Origin of the sequence: Streptomyces chlorus (genome assembly GCF_042655885.1) — a bacterium.
Classification (GTDB): domain Bacteria; phylum Actinomycetota; class Actinomycetes; order Streptomycetales; family Streptomycetaceae; genus Streptomyces; species Streptomyces chlorus.
This window is the reverse complement of record NZ_JBHSOA010000037.1, coordinates 22,007-40,536: the sequence shown is the minus strand read 5'-3', so window position 1 is coordinate 40,536 and position 18,530 is coordinate 22,007. Positions and strand designations below refer to the sequence as shown.

The window sequence follows — 18,530 nt, the reverse complement described above, 5'->3', positions numbered from 1 at the left end:
CGGGGCGGATCCCCGCGTGCCGCCGGGCAGGGTCCCGTCGTACGACAGCCCCTTGCCCGAGGTCGGGGGCACGGCGCATGATGCCCGACAGGAGCGGCGCGAGCGACGTGCGGAGCATGCCGCCGTGGGTGGCCGGGGGAGGAGCGCTCCCCCCGTCCTGGCACGCCCCCGCTCCCGAGGCCGTCGGCGGGAGCGGACGCATGGACCGGGGGGCCGGCGCCACGGAACGGGCCGAGGTGCCGCGCACGCGCGTGTCGGCGCCGTGGCCCCGGCATCTCGCCGCAGTGCATCTGAGCGGACTCCTGCTGCTGTGCACGTTCCTCGTTTCCCCGACCTGGCTGCTGGACGCCGCGTACGCGACCGCGCCCGGGGACGCGACGGCCGACGCACCCTTCACCCTCCTGTTCGCGGTGCCCCTGTTCTGCGTGGCGCTCCATCTGCTGGCGCAGATCCCGGCGGGCCTCGCGGGGGCCCGACCGGGACGGAACCGTTCCTCGCGGGTGCGGTACGGGTACGCGCTCCTGGTGGTCGTGCCCGCGAGCCTGCTGCTCTACCTCGTCCTCTTCGGGGACTCTCCCGGCGGCGTCCTGCCCGCCTGGGGCGACGCCGTCGCACGCCTCGCGATCGGCCTGCTCGGACACATGTGGGTCGTACGCTCCTCCGGCGGTCGACCGCGCGACACGCGCACCGCCGTGACGGGGTTCTTCCGACGCGGGTGAAGCCCGCCGATCATCCGGCGGCCCTGCCCCCGACCGGCTTCCCGACCGCCGTCGCCGGGCCGGGGCGGCTGAGGCTTCTCGCAGCCGAACCCCGGATTCGCCCCTACGCCCTTCAGGAAATCCTGCTGCCGTGAGGCTGCGCCCGCTGGCGGGCAGGTGCCGCACGTCTCCGTCGTGCTGCCATCCCTTTCTCTCGCACCCCTGTTGAGCTGTGACTCCCTCGTCCTCGGCTGCTCCGGAAGCGTGCGTGGACCTTCTTCGAAAAAGAGGGGTGGCGGTGGATCAAGGATGGAGTTAATCTACAGCCATAAGGTTATTTGGTTGCGGCGGACGGAAGGTCCGCGACTGCTTGAGAGGTGAGAGCGGTGCCGGCGAACGAGAGTGTGCACGAACTGGTCGTCCGACGGCGTGACCAGATGGCCCAGGACGTGGTGCGTCTGACCCTGGCGCGACCCGACGGCGGCGACGTGCCGACGTGGGAGCCGGGCGCGCACCTCGACCTGCTGCTCGACGACGACCTGGTCCGTCAGTACTCCCTGTGCGGCGACGAGTCGGACCGGTCGCAACTTCAGGTGGCGGTCCTGCGTGAGCCGGCCGGTCGCGGCGGCTCGGCGCACGTGCACGACCGGCTGGCCGAAGGGGACGTGGTGCGGGTGCGCGGCCCCCGCAACAACTTCGCCCTCGTGGACAGCCCGGAGTACCTCTTCGTCGCCGGCGGCATCGGGATCACCCCGCTGCTGCCCATGATCCGCCGCGCGGAGGCGGCCGGAGCCCGCTGGACCCTGCTGTACGGCGGGCGGACGCGCTCCAGCATGGCCTTCCTCGACGTGCTCGCCGAGCAGCCCGCCGACCGGGTCCGCGTCCAGCCGCAGGACGAGTGCGGACTGCTGGACCTGGAGTCGGTCCTGGGCGAACCCCGGGACGGGGTCGCGGTGTACTGCTGCGGACCGGAACCGCTGCTGGCGGCGGTGGAGAAGCTCACCGCGTCCTGGCCGGAGGGGAGCCTGCACCTGGAGCGCTTCGCCCCCAAGGAGTTCGAGGACGCCCCCGAACCGGGGAGCTTCGTGGTGAAGTTGGCCCGCTCCGGCACCACGCTGACCGTGCCCGCCGACCGCTCCCTCGCCGACGTGCTGGATGACGCGGGGGCCGGGCTGACCACCTCCTGCCGCGAGGGGACCTGCGGCACCTGCGAGACCCCGGTGCTGGAAGGACGCCCCGACCACCGCGACTCCCTGCTCTCCGAGAAGGAGCGGCAGGAGGGCAGGACGATGATGCCGTGCGTCTCCCGCTGCCTCTCCGCGACCCTGGTGCTCGACCTGTGAGCGGCGGCGGGGCGGCCCGACGCCCGGCGACCCCCGCGGGCGCCGAGGGACCCACCGGCCGCCCGACGCCGTCCCCACGTCCGGGACCTTCCGCCCGGACGGCCCGCCCCCTTCCGCCGCGACACCGCGGTCGTCCTTCCCCGCCCACGCGGACCGAGGTCGCTCGGTCGATCCGCGCGGTGCCCACCTTGCCCCGAACGAGGAGAACCGATGGACACTGACCTTTTCGAGCCCGACCACGAGGCGTACCGCGAGACCGCGCGGTCCTTCGTCCATCGGGAGGTCGTGCCGAACATGCAGCGCTGGGACGAGGAGCGCTGCGTGGACCGGGAGACCTGGAAGAAGGCGGGCCGCGCCGGACTGGTGGGCCTCTCGGTGCCGGAGCGCTTCGGCGGCGCGGGAGAGCCCGACTTCCGCTACCGCGTGGTGCTGTGCGAGGAGATTGCCCGCGTCGGCGCTTCCTCGCTGCAGTCCTCCTTCAGCACCAACGACGACATCGTCCTCGGATACCTGCTGAACCTCGCGACGGAGGAGCAGCAGGAGCGGTGGCTGCCCGGCTTCGTCACCGGGGGGACCGTCGGGGCGATCGCAATGAGCGAACCCGCGGCCGGAAGCGACCTGCGGGGCATCACCACCACCGCCGTCCGCGACGGCGACCACTGGGTGCTCAACGGCTCCAAGACCTTCATCACCAACGGCATCCTGGCCGACCTGATCGTGCTCGTGGCGCGGACCGACCCGGACGCCGGCAGCAAGGGCTACAGCCTCTTCGTGGTGGAGCGCGACACCCCCGGCTTCACCCGCGGGCGCAAGCTGGACAAGGTCGGCCTGCAGGCGCAGGACACCGCGGAGCTGTTCTTCGAGAACGCCCGCGTCCCGGCCGCCAACCTGCTCGGCCCGGTCGGCAGCGGCCTGGCCTCCCTGATGCAGAACCTGCCCCGCGAGCGCCTGGGCATCGCGGTGGCCGCGCAGAGCTCGGCGGAGGCGGCGTTCCGCTGGACCCTCGACTACGTCCGTGAGCGGCAGGCGTTCGGCAAGGCGATCGCGGAGTTTCAGAGCGTCGGCTTCACCCTGGCCGAGCTGCGCACCAGCATCGAGGTGAGCCGCGCCTACCTGGACCGCTGCGTCAGGGCCGTCAACGCCGGAACGCTGAGCGCGGTGGACGCCGCCAAGGCCAAGTGGTGGGCCACCGACATGCAGTGGAAGGTCATCGACGCCGGTGTCCAACTGCACGGCGGCTACGGCTACATGAAGGAGTACCCGATCGCCCAGGCGTTCATGGACGCCCGCATCCAGCGGATCTACGGCGGCACGAACGAGATCATGAAGGAGATCATCAGCCGCGATCTGGTGCGCAACTCCTGACCATCGGCGCAACCGCGGGCCACAACCCCTCGCCGTCCGCGCGCGATCGACCCGATCGCGTGCGGACGGGGGCCCGCGGTACGGCGTCGAGGAAACTCCGGCGGGCACGTGCGGGTGCCCGCCGGAGCCGGACCGGGCGGGACGGCGCAAGGGGCGCCGTCCGCCGGACGGACGACACGCGGCGGCAAGGCGACGGCCGGGCGCGGTGACGGGCGAAGGCCCGCACCGACGGCCGGGGCGACGACACACGACGGAGCGGGCATGACGAAGCGTTGGGGCATCACACTCCCGGTGGCGGGACTCTCGATCGCGGACCAGAAGGAGTTGGTCGCCTCCCTGCCCGACCTGGGCTACACCGACGTCTGGTCGGCGGAGGCGGACGAGACCGACGCCTTCACCCCGTTGGCGCTGGCCTCCGCCTGGGCGCCCCGGCTCCGGCTGGGCACCGCGATCGTGCCGGTCTTCACCCGGGGGCCCGCCACGCTGGCGATGAGCGCCGCGACCCTGGCCGCGGCCGCGCCGGGACGGTTCGCCCTGGGCGTGGGCACCTCCTCCGACGTCATCGTCGAACACTGGAACGACATCCCCTTCGAGGAGCCCTACAAGCGGGTCCGGGACACCGTGCGCTTCCTGCGCGCCGCCCTGCGCGGAGAGCGGGTGGACGAGACCTACGAGACCTTCGCGGTGCGGGGCTTCACCGCCCGGCTCGTCCCCGAGGAGCCGCCGCCGGTGCTGATCGCCGCGCTGCGCCCCGGCATGCTGCGGCTGGCCGGCCGGGAGGGGGACGGGGCGATCGTCAACTGGCTCTCCGCGCGCGACGTGCGCACGATCGCGCCTTACGTGCGCGAGCGCGACCCGGCCAAGGAGATCGTCGCGCGGATCTTCGTGATGCCCGGCGCGGACCCCGAGACGGCCCGCGCTCTGGGCCGAAGGATGATCACCGCCTACCTCAACGTCCCGGTCTACCGGGCCTTCCACGAGTGGCTGGGCCGCGATGATGTCCTGGGACCGATGTGGCGGGCCTGGGGTGAGGGGGACCGCCGGGCGGCGCTGCGCGCGGTGCCCGACGAGGTGGTGGACGAACTGGTGATCCACGGCCCCGCCGAGCACTGCCGGGAGCGGATCGGTGAGTACGTCGACAACGGGGTCACCACGCCCGTGATCCACCTCGTGGGGGACCCGCAGGACCCCGTGCGCGCCGTGCGTGACCTGGCCCCCGACGGCTGAGCGGGTGCGGGTGCCGGGCCGGGCCTCGCGGGCGACGGACCCGCGCAGGGGCTGGCACCGGAACCCCCGCGCCCCTATGATTATCTATAGTCATTAGTTTAATGAAGGCAGGCTGCCCTCGCGCTTCGGCGCCCGTCGCCGTTCTCGCGAGCCTGCCGCGCACCCGCGCCGCCGCGCGCCCCTGGAGCCTGTCACCCCTGCCCGTCAGGGAGCCGGCACGTCCCGGCGGAACGGCCCACCCAACGAGGCGGAAGAAACGAGGGAACTCCATGGAACTGGACCGACGGCAACTCTTCATCGGCGGACGGTGGACCGAGCCGGCCGACGGGAGCGGCCAGGACGTCATCGAGGCCGCCACCGGCAAGGTGCTCGGCCGGACCGCGATGGCCTCCGCCGCGGACGTGGACGCCGCCGTGGCGGCCGCCCGCACCGCACTCGCCGGCCCGTGGGGGAGCATGCCCGCCCAGGAGCGGGCGGAACTGCTGGACCGCTTCGCCGCCGCGCTGAAGGCCCGCGGACGCGAGATCGCCCCGCTGGTCAGCCGCGAGAACGGGATGCCCCTGTCGCTCTCGATCCCGGTCAACGGGTTCAGCGCCTCGATGACCGTCGCCTACTACGCGCGACTGCTGCGCGAACTGCCCGAGACGGACGTGCGGCCGAGCCTCATCGGGGAGACCGTCGTGCGCCGCGAGCCGGTGGGCGTCGTCGGCGCCATCACGCCCTGGAACTACCCGCAGTCACTGGCCGCCATGAAGATCGGACCCGCGCTGGCGGCCGGCTGCACGGTGGTCCTCAAGCCGGCCCCCGAGACCGCGCTGGACGCCTTCTACTTCGCCGACGCCGCGCAGGAGGCCGGACTCCCGCCCGGCGTCCTGAACGTGCTGCCGGGCGGCCGCGAGGCCGGGGAACAGCTCGTCTCCCACCCGGGCGTCGACAAGATCGCATTCACCGGCTCCACGGCGGCGGGCCGCGCCATCGGCGAACAGTGCGGCCGACTGCTGCGCCCGGTCACCCTGGAACTGGGCGGCAAGTCCGCCGCGCTCCTCGCCCAGGACGCCGACCTGGCCGCCTTCACCGGCGCGCTGCTGGACGTCAGCCTCACCAACAACGGCCAGACCTGCCACGCCAGCACCCGCATCCTGGCCCCCGCCGCCCGCTACGAGGAGGTCGTCGACGCCGTCACCGAGGCCGTCCGCGCCCTGCGCGTCGGCGACCCGCTCGACCGTTCCACCGAGGTCGGCCCGCTCGTCAGCGCCGCCCAGCAGGAACGCGTACGCGGCTACGTCGACCTCGGCGTGCGCGAGGGCGCCCGACTCACCACCGGCGGCTCGGCCCCCGTCGACGGCCTGACGGACGGCTGGTTCGTCCGCCCCACCGTCCTGGCCGACGTGGACAACGACTGGCGGGTGGCGCGCGAGGAGATCTTCGGCCCCGTGCTCTGCGTGATCCGCTACGAGGACGAGGACCAGGCCGTCGCCCTCGCCAACGACTCCGACTACGGACTCGGCGGCACGGTCTGGACGGCCGACCTGGACCACGGCATGGACCTCGCAGCCCGCATCCACACCGGAACCGTCGGCGTCAACCAGTACGGCGTCGACCTCCAGGCCCCCTTCGGCGGCGTGAAGGCCAGCGGACTGGGACGCGAGATGGGCCCGGAGGGACTGGCCCCCTACTTCTCCCTCAAGTCGGTCTACCGGCCGAAGCAGACCGCGGCGAGCTGACCCGAGCGCACGGACCGGACCGGCGGCAGCCGACCGGCCCCACCCGTACACCACAGGAGACAGGACACCAATGACCACCTCGCAGGAGACGACCGCAGCGGCCGCGACGCTGGAGCGGCGCGGGCACGTGGGCATCATCACCCTGAACCGGCCGCAGGCCATGAACGCGGTGAACGCCGCCCTCTCCGCCGCCGTCGGCGCGGCGCTCGAGGAGATCGCCGCCGACCCCGAACTGCGCGTCGGCGTCATCACGGGCGCGGGCCGGGCGTTCTGCGCGGGCGCCGACCTGAAGGAACTGGCCGCCGGACGACCGGTGTCGGCCGAGGGCAACGAGGAGTGGGGCTTCGCCGGGCTGGTCCAGCACCCCATCGACAAGCCCCTGATCGCGGCCGTCAACGGGTTCGCGCTCGGCGGCGGCACCGAGATCGTCCTCGCCTGCGACCTCGTGGTCGCCGCCGAGGAGGCCCGACTGGGCCTGCCGGAGGTCAAGCGCGGTCTCATGGCGGCCGCCGGCGGCGTGTTCCGCATGGCCCGCCAGGTCCCCGCCAAGGTGGCCGCCGAACTCCTCTACACCGGCGAGCCGATGACCGCGCAGACCGCCCTGGAATGGGGACTGGTCAACCGCGTCGTCCCCGGCGAGCACGTCCTGGCGAGCGCGCTGGAACTGGCCGAGTCCATCGCCGCCAACGCCCCCCTGTCCGTGCAGAGCACCAAGCGGCTCCTGCGCGAGAGCCACGCCTACGGCTCGGACCTGGACCCGCAGCTGTGGGCGCTCAACAACAAGGAGATGGGCACCCTGTTCGCGAGCGAGGACGCCAAGGAAGGCCCGCGCGCCTTCGCCGAGAAGCGCGCCGCCCGCTGGACCGGCCGCTGACCCGAGGCCCCCGGCCACCCCGGACGCCCGCACCGCGAACCCGCGGGCGTCCGCACCCCACCCCCCGTCCGCACGTCTCCCAGGAAAAGGAAGTCCCATGAACGACGCCGTGATCGTGGATGTGATCCGTACCCCCTCGGGCAAGGGCAAGCCCGGCGGGCAGCTGTCAGGCATCCACCCGGCCGACCTCCTCTCCCGGGTGCTGCGCGCCCTGGTGGAGCGCAACGACCTCGACCCCGCCCTGATCGACGACGTCATCGCCGGCTGCGTCTCCCAGTCCGGCCAGCAGACGATGAACATCGCCCGCAACGCGATCCTCGGCGCGGGTCTGCCCGAGTCGGTCCCCGGCACCACCATCGACCGCCAGTGCGGCTCCAGCCAGCAGGCCGCGCACTTCGCCGCGCAGGGCGTCATGGCGGGCGCCTACGACATCGCCATCGCCTGCGGCGTGGAGTCGATGAGCCGCGTGCCGATGTTCAGCAGCTCGCAGGGCCAGGACCCGGCCGGCCCCGCGGTCGCCGCCCGCTACCCCGAGGGCCTGGTCAACCAGGGCATCTCGGCGGAGCTCATCGCCGCCCGCTGGAAGCTGGACCGTGACGCCCTGGACTCCTTCTCCGCCCGCTCGCACGCCCGGGCCGCCGCCGCTGCCGCCTCCGGCGCCTTCGACAGCGAGATCCTGCCGATCACCGTCACCGACGCCGACGGCACCGAGCGCACCCTGACCACCGACGAGACCGTGCGCGCCACGACCACTGTCGAGGGACTGGGCGGCCTCAAGCCCTCGTTCCGCGACGAGGCCATGGGCGCGCGCTTCCCGGAGATCGACTGGTCCATCACCCCGGGCAACTCCTCCCCGCTGACCGACGGCGCCTCCGCCGCCCTGATCATGAGCGCGGCCAAGGCCGAGGCGCTGGGGCTGCGTCCCCGGGCCCGCTTCCACTCCTTCTCGGTGACCGGCTCCGACCCGCTGCTCATGCTCACCGGCGTCATCCCCGCCACCGAGAAGGTCCTGGCCCGCGCCGGCCTCGGCATCGACGACATCGACGCCTACGAGGTCAACGAGGCGTTCGCCCCGGTCCCCATGGTCTGGCAGCAGGAACTGGGCGCCGACCCCGAGCGCCTGAACCCGCGCGGCGGCGCCATCGCCCTGGGCCACCCGCTGGGCGGCTCCGGCACCCGCCTGCTGACCACCCTGCTCAACCACCTCGAGGCCACCGGCGGCCGCTACGGCCTGCAGACCATGTGCGAGGGCGGCGGCATGGCCAACGCCACCGTCATCGAGCGCCTCTGACTCTCCCCCTTTCACCCATCTCGTAAGAAGAAGGGAACAGCCGTGGACATCAACGGCAGCGTCGCCCTGGTCACCGGCGGAGCCTCGGGCCTGGGCCTGGCCACCGTCGAGAAGCTGGTCGCCTCCGGAGCCAAGGTCGTCATCGTCGACCTGCCCTCCTCGCCCGGCAAGGAAGTCGCGGAAAGGCTCGGCGACGGCGTCGCCTTCGCCCCCGCCGACGTCACCAGCGAGCAGGACATCACCGCCGCGCTGGACGTCGCCCAGGAACTGGGCACCCTGCGGGTGGCCGTCAACTGCGCCGGCATCGGCAACGCGATCAGGACCGTCGGCAAGCAGGGGGCCTTCCCGCTGGCCGACTTCACCAAGGTCCTCCAGGTCAACCTGATCGGCACGTTCAACGTGATCCGCCTGGCCGCCGAGCGCATCAGCCGCGCCGAGGAGATCGACGGCGAGCGCGGCGTCATCGTCAACACCGCCTCCGTCGCCGCCTTCGACGGCCAGATCGGCCAGGCCGCCTACTCCGCCTCCAAGGGCGGCGTCGTCGGGCTCACCCTGCCCGTCGCCCGCGACCTCGCCTCGCTGAAGATCCGCGTGGTCACCATCGCGCCCGGCCTGTTCGAGACGCCGATCCTGTCCGGACTGAGCGACGACGCCAAGGCCTCGCTTGGCGCGCAGATCCCGCACCCCGCCCGCCTCGGCAACCCCGTCGAGTACGCGGCGCTGGCCGCGCACATCGTGGAGAACCCGATGCTCAACGGCGAGACCATCCGCCTGGACGGCGCCATCCGGATGGGTCCGCGCTGACCTCCCGTCCCCCTGGCGTCCACGGGTCCGCACCTGCGTCGCGGACCCGTGGGCGCCGTCCCAGCCCGGCACCGCCGGTGCACCCACCCGGCTCCCCACGGAAGGGAACCCCGTCATGCGCATCGGCATGAAACTGGACTACAGCGGCGGCTTCGTCGAGGCCGTCGAGGAACTGCGCGACCTGGAGCGCGTGGGGCTGGACGTCGTCTACGTCGCGGAGGCGTACAGCTTCGACGCCGTCAGCCAGCTCGGCTACATCGCCGCCAAGACCGAACGGCTGCGGATCGCCTCCGGCATCCTGCCGATCTACTCCCGCACCCCCACGCTGATGGCCATGACGGCCGCCGGACTCGACTACGTCTCCGGCGGGCGCTTCACCCTCGGCCTGGGCGCCTCCGGCCCGCAGGTCATCGAGGGCTTCCACGGCCTGCCCTACCAAGCACCGCTCGGGCGCACCCGTGAATTGGTCGAGATCTGCCGCAAGGTCTGGCGCCGCGAGGCCGTCATCCACGAGGGCAAGCACTACTGCATCCCGCTGCCCGCGGAGCAGGGCACCGGTCTCGGCAAGCCGCTCAAGCTCATCAACCACCCGCTGCGCGCCCGCATCCCGGTGATGCTCGCCGCCATCGGCCCCAAGAACGTGTCGCTGGCCGCGGAGATCGCCGAGGAGTGGGAGCCGATCTTCTTCCACCCCGGCAAGGCGGCCGAGGTCTTCGGCCCCGCGCTCGACGAGGGCAGGGCCCGACGCGACGCGGAACTGGGCGAGTTGGGGATCAGCATCGGCGTCCCCGCTGCCATCGGTCCCGACACCGAGGAGGCGCTGCGCGCGGTCCGCGCCCAACTCGCCCTCTACATCGGCGGTATGGGAGCCCGGGGCAAGAACTTCTACAACGACCTGGCCCGCCGCTACGGCTACGAGGAGGAGGCCGAGCGCACCCAGGACCTCTACCTGGCCGGGCGCAAGGAGGAGGCCGCCGCAGTCCTGCCCGAGGAACTGGTGCGCGCACTGTGCCTGGTGGGCACGGAAGACGAGGTCGCCGAACGCCTCGCCGCCTACGCCGGGGCCGGCGTCACCACCCTGTCCCTGCAGCCGGTGGGCCCGGACGCGGGCGACCGGGCCGCGCGCATCGCGCTCGTCGAGCAGGTCGCCGCACTCGCCGCCGGCTGACCGACCCCCACCCGCCCGTACCGAACACAAGCCCGCCCCGCGCGCCGCGGGGCTCGAGGAGGACATGATGCCCGGACCGTTGGATGGCCTGCGGGTGGTGGAGTTGGGGGGTATCGGGCCGGGGCCGCATGCAGCGATGTTGTTGGCCGATCTCGGGGCGGACGTGGTGCGGGTGGAACGGCCCAGCGGGGGGCTGCGGACCGTGCCCGAGGACAGGGCGGACTGGCTGCTGCGCGGCAGGCGTTCGGTGGCCGCGGACCTGAAGGACCCGGCCGGCCTCACCACCGTCCTGGAGTTGGTCGAGCGGGCCGACGTCCTCATCGAGTGCTTCCGCCCGCAGGTCGCCGAGCGCCTCGGGATCGGCCCCGAGGTGTGTCTGGCCCGCAATCCCCGTCTCGTCTACGCCCGTATGACCGGCTGGGGCCAGCACGGGCCCCTCGCCGACCGTGCCGGGCACGACATCAACTACCTCTCCCTGACCGGTGTCCTGCACGCCATCGGCACCTCCGGCTCCCGCCCCACCGCCCCCCTGAACCTCCTCGGCGACTTCGGCGGCGGCTCCCTCTACCTCGTGATGGGCATCCTGGCCGCCCTCCACGAACGCCACCGCTCCCACACCGGGCAGGTCATCGACGCCGCGATCGTCGACGGCACCACCTCCCTCGCCCAGATGATCTGGGCCTTCCGCGGTGCCGGAGTCTGGGACGACACCCCCGCCCACAACCTCCTGGACACCGGCGCCCCCTTCTACGACACCTACGCCTGCGCCGACGGCCGCCATGTCGCCGTCGGCGCACTGGAATCGCAGTTCTACGCCCACCTCCTGGCCGGTCTCGGTCTCGACCCCGCCGACCTGCCCGCCCAGCACGACCGCGACGGCTGGCCCCGTCTGCGCGAGACGTTCACCCGTGTCTTCGCCACCCGTACCCGCGACCAGTGGGCCGACGCGTTCGCCGACACCGACGCCTGCGTCACCCCCGTCCTGACCTTCGCCGAAGCCACCACCCACCCCCACCTCACCGCCCGCGCCACCCACACCACCCCCGACGGCATCCCCCAAGCCGCCCCCGCACCCCGCTTCTCCCGCACTGTCCCCGACACGCCCACCGCCCCACCCGCCCCCGGCGCCGACACCGCAGCGGTGCTTGCCGACTGGGGCATCACCCCATGACGCCGGACGCGGGAGCACCACGCCCCGAGGAGTCACGATGAGACGAGGCCTGTACACCGCCGACCACGAGGAGTTCCGCGAGGTCGTCGCCGAGTTCGTCAGACGGGAGGTCGCACCCCACCTGGAGAGGTGGGAGGAGCAGCGGCTCATCGACCGGGACGTCTGGCTCGCCGCGGGCGAGCAGGGCCTGCTCGGCCTCGCCGCACCCGAGGAGCACGGCGGGGCCGCGCTGAGCGACTACCGGTACCGCAACGTCGTCCAGGAGGAACTGGCCAAGGTCTTCGCCTCCTCCCTGGCGTCCGGGTTCTCCCTCCAGGACGACATCGCCATCCCGTACCTCACCTCGCTCGGCACCGAGGAGCAGAAGAAGCGCTGGCTGCCCGGGATGGCCGCCGGCAAGCTCATCGGCGCCATCGCGATGACCGAACCGGGCACCGGGAGCGACCTGCGGGGCATCAAGACCTCCGGCACCCGGGTCGACGGCGGCTGGCTGGTCAACGGCAGCAAGACCTTCATCACCAACGGCATCCAGTCGGACGTGGTGATCGTCGTGGTGCGCACGGACCCGGAGGGCGGCTCGCAGGGCTTCAGCCTGCTGGTGGTCGAACGCGACATGCCGGGATTCACCCGCGGCCGCAAACTCGCCAAGGTCGGCCTGCACGCGCAGGACACCGCCGAGCTCTTCTTCGACGACGTGTTCGTCCCGGACACCCACGTGCTGGGCACCGTCGGCGGCGGCTTCGGACAGCTGGTCTCCCACCTGCCCCTGGAGCGCCTGTCGATCGCCGCGCACGCCATCGCGCTCGCCGACGCGGTGCTCGCCGACACCATCGGCTACACCCAGCAGCGCGTCGCCTTCGGGCAGCCCATCGCCGACTTCCAGAACACCCGTTTCGAGCTGGCCGAGTTGAGTACCGAACTCGACGTCACCCGGGCCTTCGTCGACCGGGCCGTCCTGGCCTACGGTGAGGACGACCTCACCGTGGTCGACGCGGCCAAGGCCAAGTGGTGGGCCACCGAGGTGCAGAACCGGGTCGTCGACCGCTGCCTGCAACTGCACGGCGGCTACGGCTACATGTTGGAGTACCCGGTGGCCCGCGCCTTCCAGGACTCCCGGATCCAGAAGATCTTCGGCGGGACCAACGAGATCATGAAGCAGATCATCGGTCGGGACATCATCGGCCGCAAGTGACCCACGCCGCGCTCTCCGGTGCCCGCGTCACGCCCTGTCGGGCGGCGCGGGCACCGGCGCGTGGTGGCGACGCGCGCCGGCCCGGCGGCATCCGCCCCCGAGACGCACGACGCCCCGGTCGGTTCCGGAACCCCCTACCGGGGTTCCGGAACCGACCGGGGCGTCTTCGACGCGGGCCGACTCAGCCCGTGCCCGGACCCTCGCCGTCCTCGAGACGGGCGGTGCCGTCCAGGGCCACGCGCACCGGGGCGCCGGCCAGCTCGCGCCGGGTCATCCCGGCCAGATCGTCCGCCTCCTGGCAGACCGCCAGGGTCCGTCCGCCCTCCGGGGTGCGCACGCTGAGGAACGCCCGCTCGGGGCTGCCCGCCCGGTCGTGGAGCACCGTCCAGGCCTCCAGGGACCCGGTCCCCTCCCACTGGGTGAGCGCCCGGGTGCGGGGCTCGCGTTCCACCTCGGCCTGCACGTTCTGTGCCCGGAAACCGGCACGCGGCGGCTCCGTCCCGTACACGCCCATCGCGTGCTTGGTGAGGTAGCCCCCGTTCGCCGTCACCAGCCCCACCGTCCCCGGGGCGGCCCGCAGCCGGGACGCCATGGTGGCGATGGAGTGGCTGACGTAGTTGTTCCAGGGGCCGCCCGCGAAGGTCAGCCCCCCGGTCACCGTCAGGGGACGCGAGGCGTCGTCGAGCGCCAGTCCCAGCTCCCGGGCCGCGATCTGGACCGCGGAGGGGAAACACGAGTAGACGTCGACGAGATCGACGGAGTCGGCGTCGGTGCCCGCCAGTTCCAGCGCCCGGCGACCGGAGATCCGGATCGCCGGAGAGCGGTGCAGCGCGCCGCGTTCGCCCAGTTCGAGGGTGTCGTTCGCCTCCGCGCCGGCCTGGGGGAAGATCCAGCGCTCGGACGGCACCCCGTGGCGGCGGGCGGCCTCGACGGAGCACAGCAGCAGCGCCGCCCCCTGCTCCACCATGTTGTTGGAGTTCATCAGCTTCGGATACGGCCAGGCGATCCAGCGATTGCTCTCCGAGGGGGTCAGGATCTCCTCCGCCGTGTGCGCCCGCCGGATCCAGGCGTGCGGGTTGTCCGCGGCCACCCGGCTGAAGCCCGCCCACAGCTCCGCGCTGACCCGCAGCTGCTCCGCGACGGTACGGCCCGCGTCGATCCGGTGCGCCTGCTCGAACAGCGGGTACACCCAGGACGGCGGCTCCAGCCCGATGCGCTTCTCGCCCTGGCCCAGCAGCGGACCGGCGCTGCCCAGCAGTGGAGCGGCCGGGAGCGTCTCCTCCTGGACCGTCCACGCGGGCCGCTCGCCGTTCGCCCGCAGCCGCATCCGGGTCCGCCACGCCTCCGCTCCGCCGAGCAGGACGACGTCGGCACGTCCCGCGGCGATGTCCAGCGCGGCACCGTTCAGCAGCGCCTGCGGGTTGTTGCCGCCATCGGCGGTGTACCCGGTGTCCCGGGGGGACGCGCCGACCCGCTCGGCGAGCAGGGCACCGGGATCGCGGTAGCGCCAGGACAGCATGCGCACCAGGCGGACCGAGTCCAGCGACTTCAGCAGGGACGTGCCGCCCGAGTCCCGTTCGGCCTCGCGGGCCGCCGCGGCCAGCAGGTCGACCGGTTCTAGCGGGTCGTCACGCAGGTCGACCTGTCCGGTGCCGACCAGGACGGGGGTGCGGGGGTCGAGGTTCATCCGCGCACCGCCTCGAGGATGCGACCGCGGACCTCGGACCGGGTCCAGCCGGCCAGGATCATCGTGGTGACACAGGTGGGACGCCACGCGCGCGTGATCTCCTCGCAGATCTTGTCGACCGGTCCCACCAGCGCCACGTCCTCCACCATCGCCGTCGGTACGGCCTCCACCGCTGCCTCCTTGCGTCCCGCCAGATACAGGTCCTGAATCTCCGCGCACACCTCGCCCCAGCCCATCCGGGCGAAGACCTCGGTGTGGAAGTTGGCGCCCTTCGCGCCCATCCCGCCCGCGTACAGCGCGATCATCGGTTTGATCCTCCTCGCCGCGACCTCGATGTCGTCGTGCTCGACGATCGGACAGACCGCGGCGACCTCGAAGTCGTCCGCACCGCGCCGGGCACCGGGGCGGGCGAACCCCTCCCGCAGCGCGGCCCGGTAGAAGTCGTCGCTCCTGGGCGAGAACCACAGCGGGATCCAGCCGTCGGCGATCTCCGCCGCCAGCGCCACGTTCTTGGGACCCTCCGCTCCCAGCAGCACCGGGATGTCGGGCCGCAGCGGGTGGACCGTGGACCGCAGCGGCTTGCCCAGCCCGGTGCCGCCCGGATGCGGCAGCCGGTAGTGGCGGCCCTCGTACGTCACGGGCTCACGGCGCTCCCAGACGCTGCGCAGGATCTCCACGTACTCCCGGGTGCGCTCCAACGGCCGCGGGTAGGGCTGCCCGTACCAGCCCTCGACGACCTGGGGTCCGGAGGCGCCCAGGCCGAGCATCACCCGGCCCCCGCTGAGGTGGTCCAGGGTCAGTGCCGCCATCGCCGTCGCGGTCGGGGTGCGGGCCGAGATCTGGGCCACCGAGGTGCCCAGCCGGATCCGCGAGGTCCGCGCCCCCCACCAGGCCAGGGGGGTGAAGGCGTCGGAGCCGTAGGCCTCGGCGGTCCAGAAGCTGTCCACGCCCAGCGCCTCGGCCTCGTGCAGGCGCTGCTCGACCTTCGCCGGTGGGCCGGAGCCCCAGTAGCCGGCCTGGAATCCGACCTTCATGCGCGTGCCTCCGCGGTGTGCGGGAGCGACCGGGGGCGGCCGGCGCGCTCTGTGTCGGGTGCGTCCACGCGGGCCTCAGCGGTTGCGGTAGACGGGCGGGCGCTTCTCCAGGAACGCCTCGACCGCCTCCTGGTGGTCCTCGGTCATCGTGCTCAGGATCTGGGTGCGGTTCTCCAGCTGGACGGCCGAACGGAAGCTCGGGTTCTCCAGGTTGGCCCACAGCACGCTCTTGGTCATCCACACCCCGAACGGGCTGTTCTCGGCGATCGCCGACGCCCGGTCCAGCGCCGCCTCCAGCAGTTCCTCGTCCGGGACCACGGTCGACACCAGGCCGATGCGCTCGGCCTCGGCGGCGTCCAGGGTGCCGCCGGTGAGCAGCAGTTCGGAGGCGCGCGAGAAGCCGATCAGACGCGGCAGCAGCCAGCTGACCCCGATGTCGCCGCCGCCCAGGCCGCGCTTGATGAACGAGGCGTGGAAGGCGGCCGAGGAGGCCATCACCCGGATGTCGCAGAACAGGGACAGGGCCATGCCGCCTCCGGCCGCGGCCCCGTTGACGGCGGCGATGATCGGCGCGCGCACCCGGCGGAAGGCCTCGCCCAGGTCGACGATGTGCTCCTGCACCCGCAGACCGGCCTGCGGGCGTCCCTCGTCCGGCACCGCGCCGGGCGCGTCGCCGTAGCCGCGGAAGTCGAAGCCGGCGCAGAATGCCCGGCCCGCCCCGGTGAGCACCACGGCCCGCACCCGCGAGTCGTCCCGGACACGGTCGAGCACCTCGTGCAGCCCCTGGATGAGCTCGGAGGTCATGGCGTTGAGTTTGTCCGGCCGGTTCAGCCGCACGAGCAGGATGCCCGGACGGGGCTCCTCCGTCTCGATCACTGTGCTGGTCATCGGTGCTCCTTGTCCCATCACGATGAGATCGGCCCGGCCCGCCGAGGCTGCCGCGGTCGTCAGCACGGCGGCAGGAAGGGCCGTCGAATTAATCTAATAGCATAAGGTTCAACAGGCAAGGGTTGCGCTGGTGTCGCGGTTCAGTGCATGCGCTTGTCGTGGGTAACCAGAAGGCTTTAGGTTGGTGTGGGGGAGTGGGCCGCCGAGGACCACCGGGCCCGCCGGACCCGCGCGGACTCCGTGCCGCACGCACCCGGGCCCCGGACCCGCCGACGACCACCCCGGACCGGACCGGCGCCGCCCCGTGGGCGCGGGCCCGCCGGTTCGGACCCGCACCGCGCCCGGCCCGGCCGCGGGGGCCCGACGGCCCCCGCGCGACCGCCCGACATCGAGGACCCGCCCCACCGCACGACGGAGGAAGGCCGACACCCGTGAAACTCTCCGAGGCACCCACCGCCGGACCGATCACCCCGGACCCCGACGGCCCCGACCGCCCCTACTGGGACGGACTGCGCCGGGGCGAACTGCGCATCCCCCGCTGCCGGGACTGCGGCCGCCACGTCTGGGCCCCGCAACGCATCTGCCCCGGCTGCCGAGGCGCCGCGTTCGACTGGCCGGTCGTCGCCCCGACCGCCACCGTCTTCTCCTGGACCCGCACCTGGCACCCCTTCCTGCCCGAACTCGCCGACCACGTCCCCTACACCGTGGTCCTGGCCCGACTCGACGAGGTCCCCTCGGTACGCCTGCTGGGCATGCTCGTCGACGACGAGAGCCCCCTGCGGATCGGAGCCGCCCTGCACGGCGTGATCCAGCCCGCGGGCCCGCTCACCCATGACACCCCCGTCCTGCGCTGGAGGCTCTCGGCATGACGTTCCCACTGCGCGGCGCGACGGCCGTGGTCGGCATCGGGGAGACCCCGTACCACAAGCGCGGCAAGGCGCCGCTGGACGAGGACGGCCTGCGGTTGCAGGCCATCGTCGAGGCCTGCGAGGACGCGGGCGTGGACCCGGCCGACGTCGACGGCTTCTCCACCTACGGCCACGACGCCGACGCCACCGCGCTCGCCCCCGCACTCGGCACCCGCCGCCTGCGCTGGGCCTCCCAGGTGGCCGGCGGCGGAGGCGGCGGCCTGGGCGCCGCGCTCCTCCAGGGCGCCACCGCCCTGGCCATGGGACAGGCCCGGTACGTGATCGTCTACCGCGCCCTGGCCCAGCAGCAGAGCGGACGACTGTCCGCCGCCGTCTCCAGCTACTTCTTCGACGAGCACTACCGCGCGCACGGACTGGTCTCGCCCGCCCAGGTCTGCGCCCTGCGCACCCAGCGCATGATCGAGCACGACGGCGTCCCGGCCGAGGCGCTGCGGGCGTTCGCCCAGGCCTGCTACGTCCACGCCGGGCGCAACCCGCTGGCCGCCGGACGGGACGTACGGCTGACCGACGAGACCTACCTGTCCTCGCGCATGATCTCCGAGCCGCTGCGGCTGTTCGACTCCTCCCGGGAGAACGACGGCGCCGGGGCCGTGCTGCTCACCACCGCCGAACGCGCCCGGGACCTGCGGCAGACCCCCGCCTACGTCCTGTCCGGGGCCCAGGGCGCGGGGGAGGACTGGGGCGAGCTGCACGAGAACGACCGTGACTACTCCTCGGCTGGCCTCGCCCCGCTGGCCGACGAGCTCTGGGCGGACGCGGGCATCCGCCCCGAACAGGTCGACGTCGCCCAGATCTACGAGAACTTCACCGGCCCCGCCGTCGCCGTCATGCTCGACCTGGGACTGGTGACCAGGGAGAACATCGGGGAGCTGCTCACCGTCGAGAACCTCACCGCCCCCGGCGGCCGCCTCCCGGTCAACACCGCCGGCGGCAACATCGCGGGCGGGTTCGTGCACGGCATCGGTCTGGCCGCCGAGGCCGTCCGGCAACTGCGCGGCACCTCCTCCAACCAGGTCCCCGGGGCCCGCGTCTCGCTGCTCACCGGCGGCCCCGCGGCCCCCCTGGTCAGCGCCGTGGTGCTGGGCGGCGAGGACACCCTCTGATTCGTGGGGGCGGAGGTCACCGGGCGCGCCCG

General features: G+C 72.9%; 16 protein-coding genes. 13 read left to right on the top strand and 3 right to left on the bottom strand.

The features are described from left to right. The first annotated feature begins 200 nt into the window (after positions 1-200). From ACFPZI_RS18055 to ACFPZI_RS18005, 11 genes are all read left to right on the top strand, one after another. Positions 201-719, top strand: a complete 519-nt coding sequence (locus ACFPZI_RS18055) for a hypothetical protein (protein ID WP_355897526.1) — start codon at positions 201-203, stop codon at positions 717-719. A 365-nt stretch (positions 720-1,084) separates the two neighbouring features. Next, positions 1,085-2,041, top strand: a complete 957-nt coding sequence (locus ACFPZI_RS18050; protein ID WP_381364195.1) for a PDR/VanB family oxidoreductase — start codon at positions 1,085-1,087, stop codon at positions 2,039-2,041. Between the two features lie 210 nt (positions 2,042-2,251). Next, positions 2,252-3,406, top strand: a complete 1,155-nt coding sequence (locus tag ACFPZI_RS18045) for an acyl-CoA dehydrogenase family protein (RefSeq protein ID WP_381364193.1) — start codon at positions 2,252-2,254, stop codon at positions 3,404-3,406. A 261-nt stretch (positions 3,407-3,667) separates the two neighbouring features. Beyond that, positions 3,668-4,633, top strand: coding sequence for an LLM class F420-dependent oxidoreductase (locus tag ACFPZI_RS18040; protein ID WP_202279018.1), 966 nt, complete (start codon positions 3,668-3,670; stop codon positions 4,631-4,633). Positions 4,634-4,902: 269 nt separating this feature from the next. After that, the gene (locus tag ACFPZI_RS18035) at positions 4,903-6,357 is read left to right on the top strand and encodes an aldehyde dehydrogenase (RefSeq protein ID WP_381364191.1); all 1,455 of its coding nucleotides are present in this window, start codon (positions 4,903-4,905) and stop codon (positions 6,355-6,357) included. 70 nt (positions 6,358-6,427) lie between these two features. Then, the gene (locus ACFPZI_RS18030; RefSeq protein WP_381364189.1) at positions 6,428-7,231 is read left to right on the top strand and encodes a crotonase/enoyl-CoA hydratase family protein; all 804 of its coding nucleotides are present in this window, start codon (positions 6,428-6,430) and stop codon (positions 7,229-7,231) included. A 97-nt stretch (positions 7,232-7,328) separates the two neighbouring features. Continuing rightward, on the top strand, positions 7,329-8,522 hold the full coding sequence (locus ACFPZI_RS18025) for a thiolase family protein (protein ID WP_381364187.1): 1,194 nt from the start codon (positions 7,329-7,331) through the stop codon (positions 8,520-8,522). A 42-nt stretch (positions 8,523-8,564) separates the two neighbouring features. Continuing rightward, positions 8,565-9,326: a 3-hydroxyacyl-CoA dehydrogenase gene (locus ACFPZI_RS18020; protein WP_016828289.1), complete on the top strand. Its 762-nt coding sequence runs from the start codon at positions 8,565-8,567 to the stop codon at positions 9,324-9,326. A gap of 115 nt (positions 9,327-9,441) precedes the next feature. Beyond that, the gene (locus ACFPZI_RS18015) at positions 9,442-10,494 is read left to right on the top strand and encodes an LLM class F420-dependent oxidoreductase (protein WP_381364184.1); all 1,053 of its coding nucleotides are present in this window, start codon (positions 9,442-9,444) and stop codon (positions 10,492-10,494) included. 64 nt (positions 10,495-10,558) lie between these two features. Further along, positions 10,559-11,665, top strand: coding sequence for a CaiB/BaiF CoA transferase family protein (locus tag ACFPZI_RS18010; RefSeq protein WP_461112162.1), 1,107 nt, complete (start codon positions 10,559-10,561; stop codon positions 11,663-11,665). 37 nt (positions 11,666-11,702) lie between these two features. After that, on the top strand, positions 11,703-12,857 hold the full coding sequence (locus ACFPZI_RS18005) for an acyl-CoA dehydrogenase family protein (RefSeq protein ID WP_381364182.1): 1,155 nt from the start codon (positions 11,703-11,705) through the stop codon (positions 12,855-12,857). A 181-nt stretch (positions 12,858-13,038) separates the two neighbouring features. Here ACFPZI_RS18005 and ACFPZI_RS18000 read toward each other — a convergent pair whose 3' ends face one another. The 3 genes from ACFPZI_RS18000 to ACFPZI_RS17990 all read right to left on the bottom strand — a co-directional run bounded on the left by ACFPZI_RS18000 (position 13,039) and on the right by ACFPZI_RS17990 (position 16,466). Then, a complete protein-coding gene (locus ACFPZI_RS18000) occupies positions 13,039-14,544 on the bottom strand; it encodes an acetyl-CoA acetyltransferase (RefSeq protein WP_381364180.1) in 1,506 nt (501 codons plus the stop codon). Further along, positions 14,541-15,578 (bottom strand): LLM class F420-dependent oxidoreductase, encoded by a 1,038-nt coding sequence (locus ACFPZI_RS17995; RefSeq protein WP_381364178.1) that lies wholly within the window; start codon positions 15,576-15,578, stop codon positions 14,541-14,543. Before ACFPZI_RS17995 ends, ACFPZI_RS18000 begins: the two co-directional genes overlap by 4 nt. A 75-nt stretch (positions 15,579-15,653) precedes the next feature. Then, positions 15,654-16,466, bottom strand: coding sequence for an enoyl-CoA hydratase/isomerase family protein (locus tag ACFPZI_RS17990; RefSeq protein WP_109383192.1), 813 nt, complete (start codon positions 16,464-16,466; stop codon positions 15,654-15,656). 431 nt (positions 16,467-16,897) lie between these two features. Here ACFPZI_RS17990 and ACFPZI_RS17985 point away from each other — a divergent pair, with 431 nt between their 5' ends. Together ACFPZI_RS17985 and ACFPZI_RS17980 are read left to right on the top strand one after the other, a co-directional pair. After that, complete coding sequence (locus tag ACFPZI_RS17985; protein ID WP_381364176.1) at positions 16,898-17,335, top strand: Zn-ribbon domain-containing OB-fold protein; 438 nt, start codon at positions 16,898-16,900, stop codon at positions 17,333-17,335. After that, positions 17,332-18,498 carry a thiolase C-terminal domain-containing protein gene (locus ACFPZI_RS17980; protein ID WP_363045468.1) on the top strand — a complete coding sequence of 389 codons (1,167 nt, stop codon included), beginning with the start codon at positions 17,332-17,334 and terminating at the stop codon, positions 18,496-18,498. The genes ACFPZI_RS17985 and ACFPZI_RS17980 overlap by 4 nt, the downstream gene beginning before the upstream one ends. The last annotated feature ends 32 nt before the right edge of the window (positions 18,499-18,530 follow it).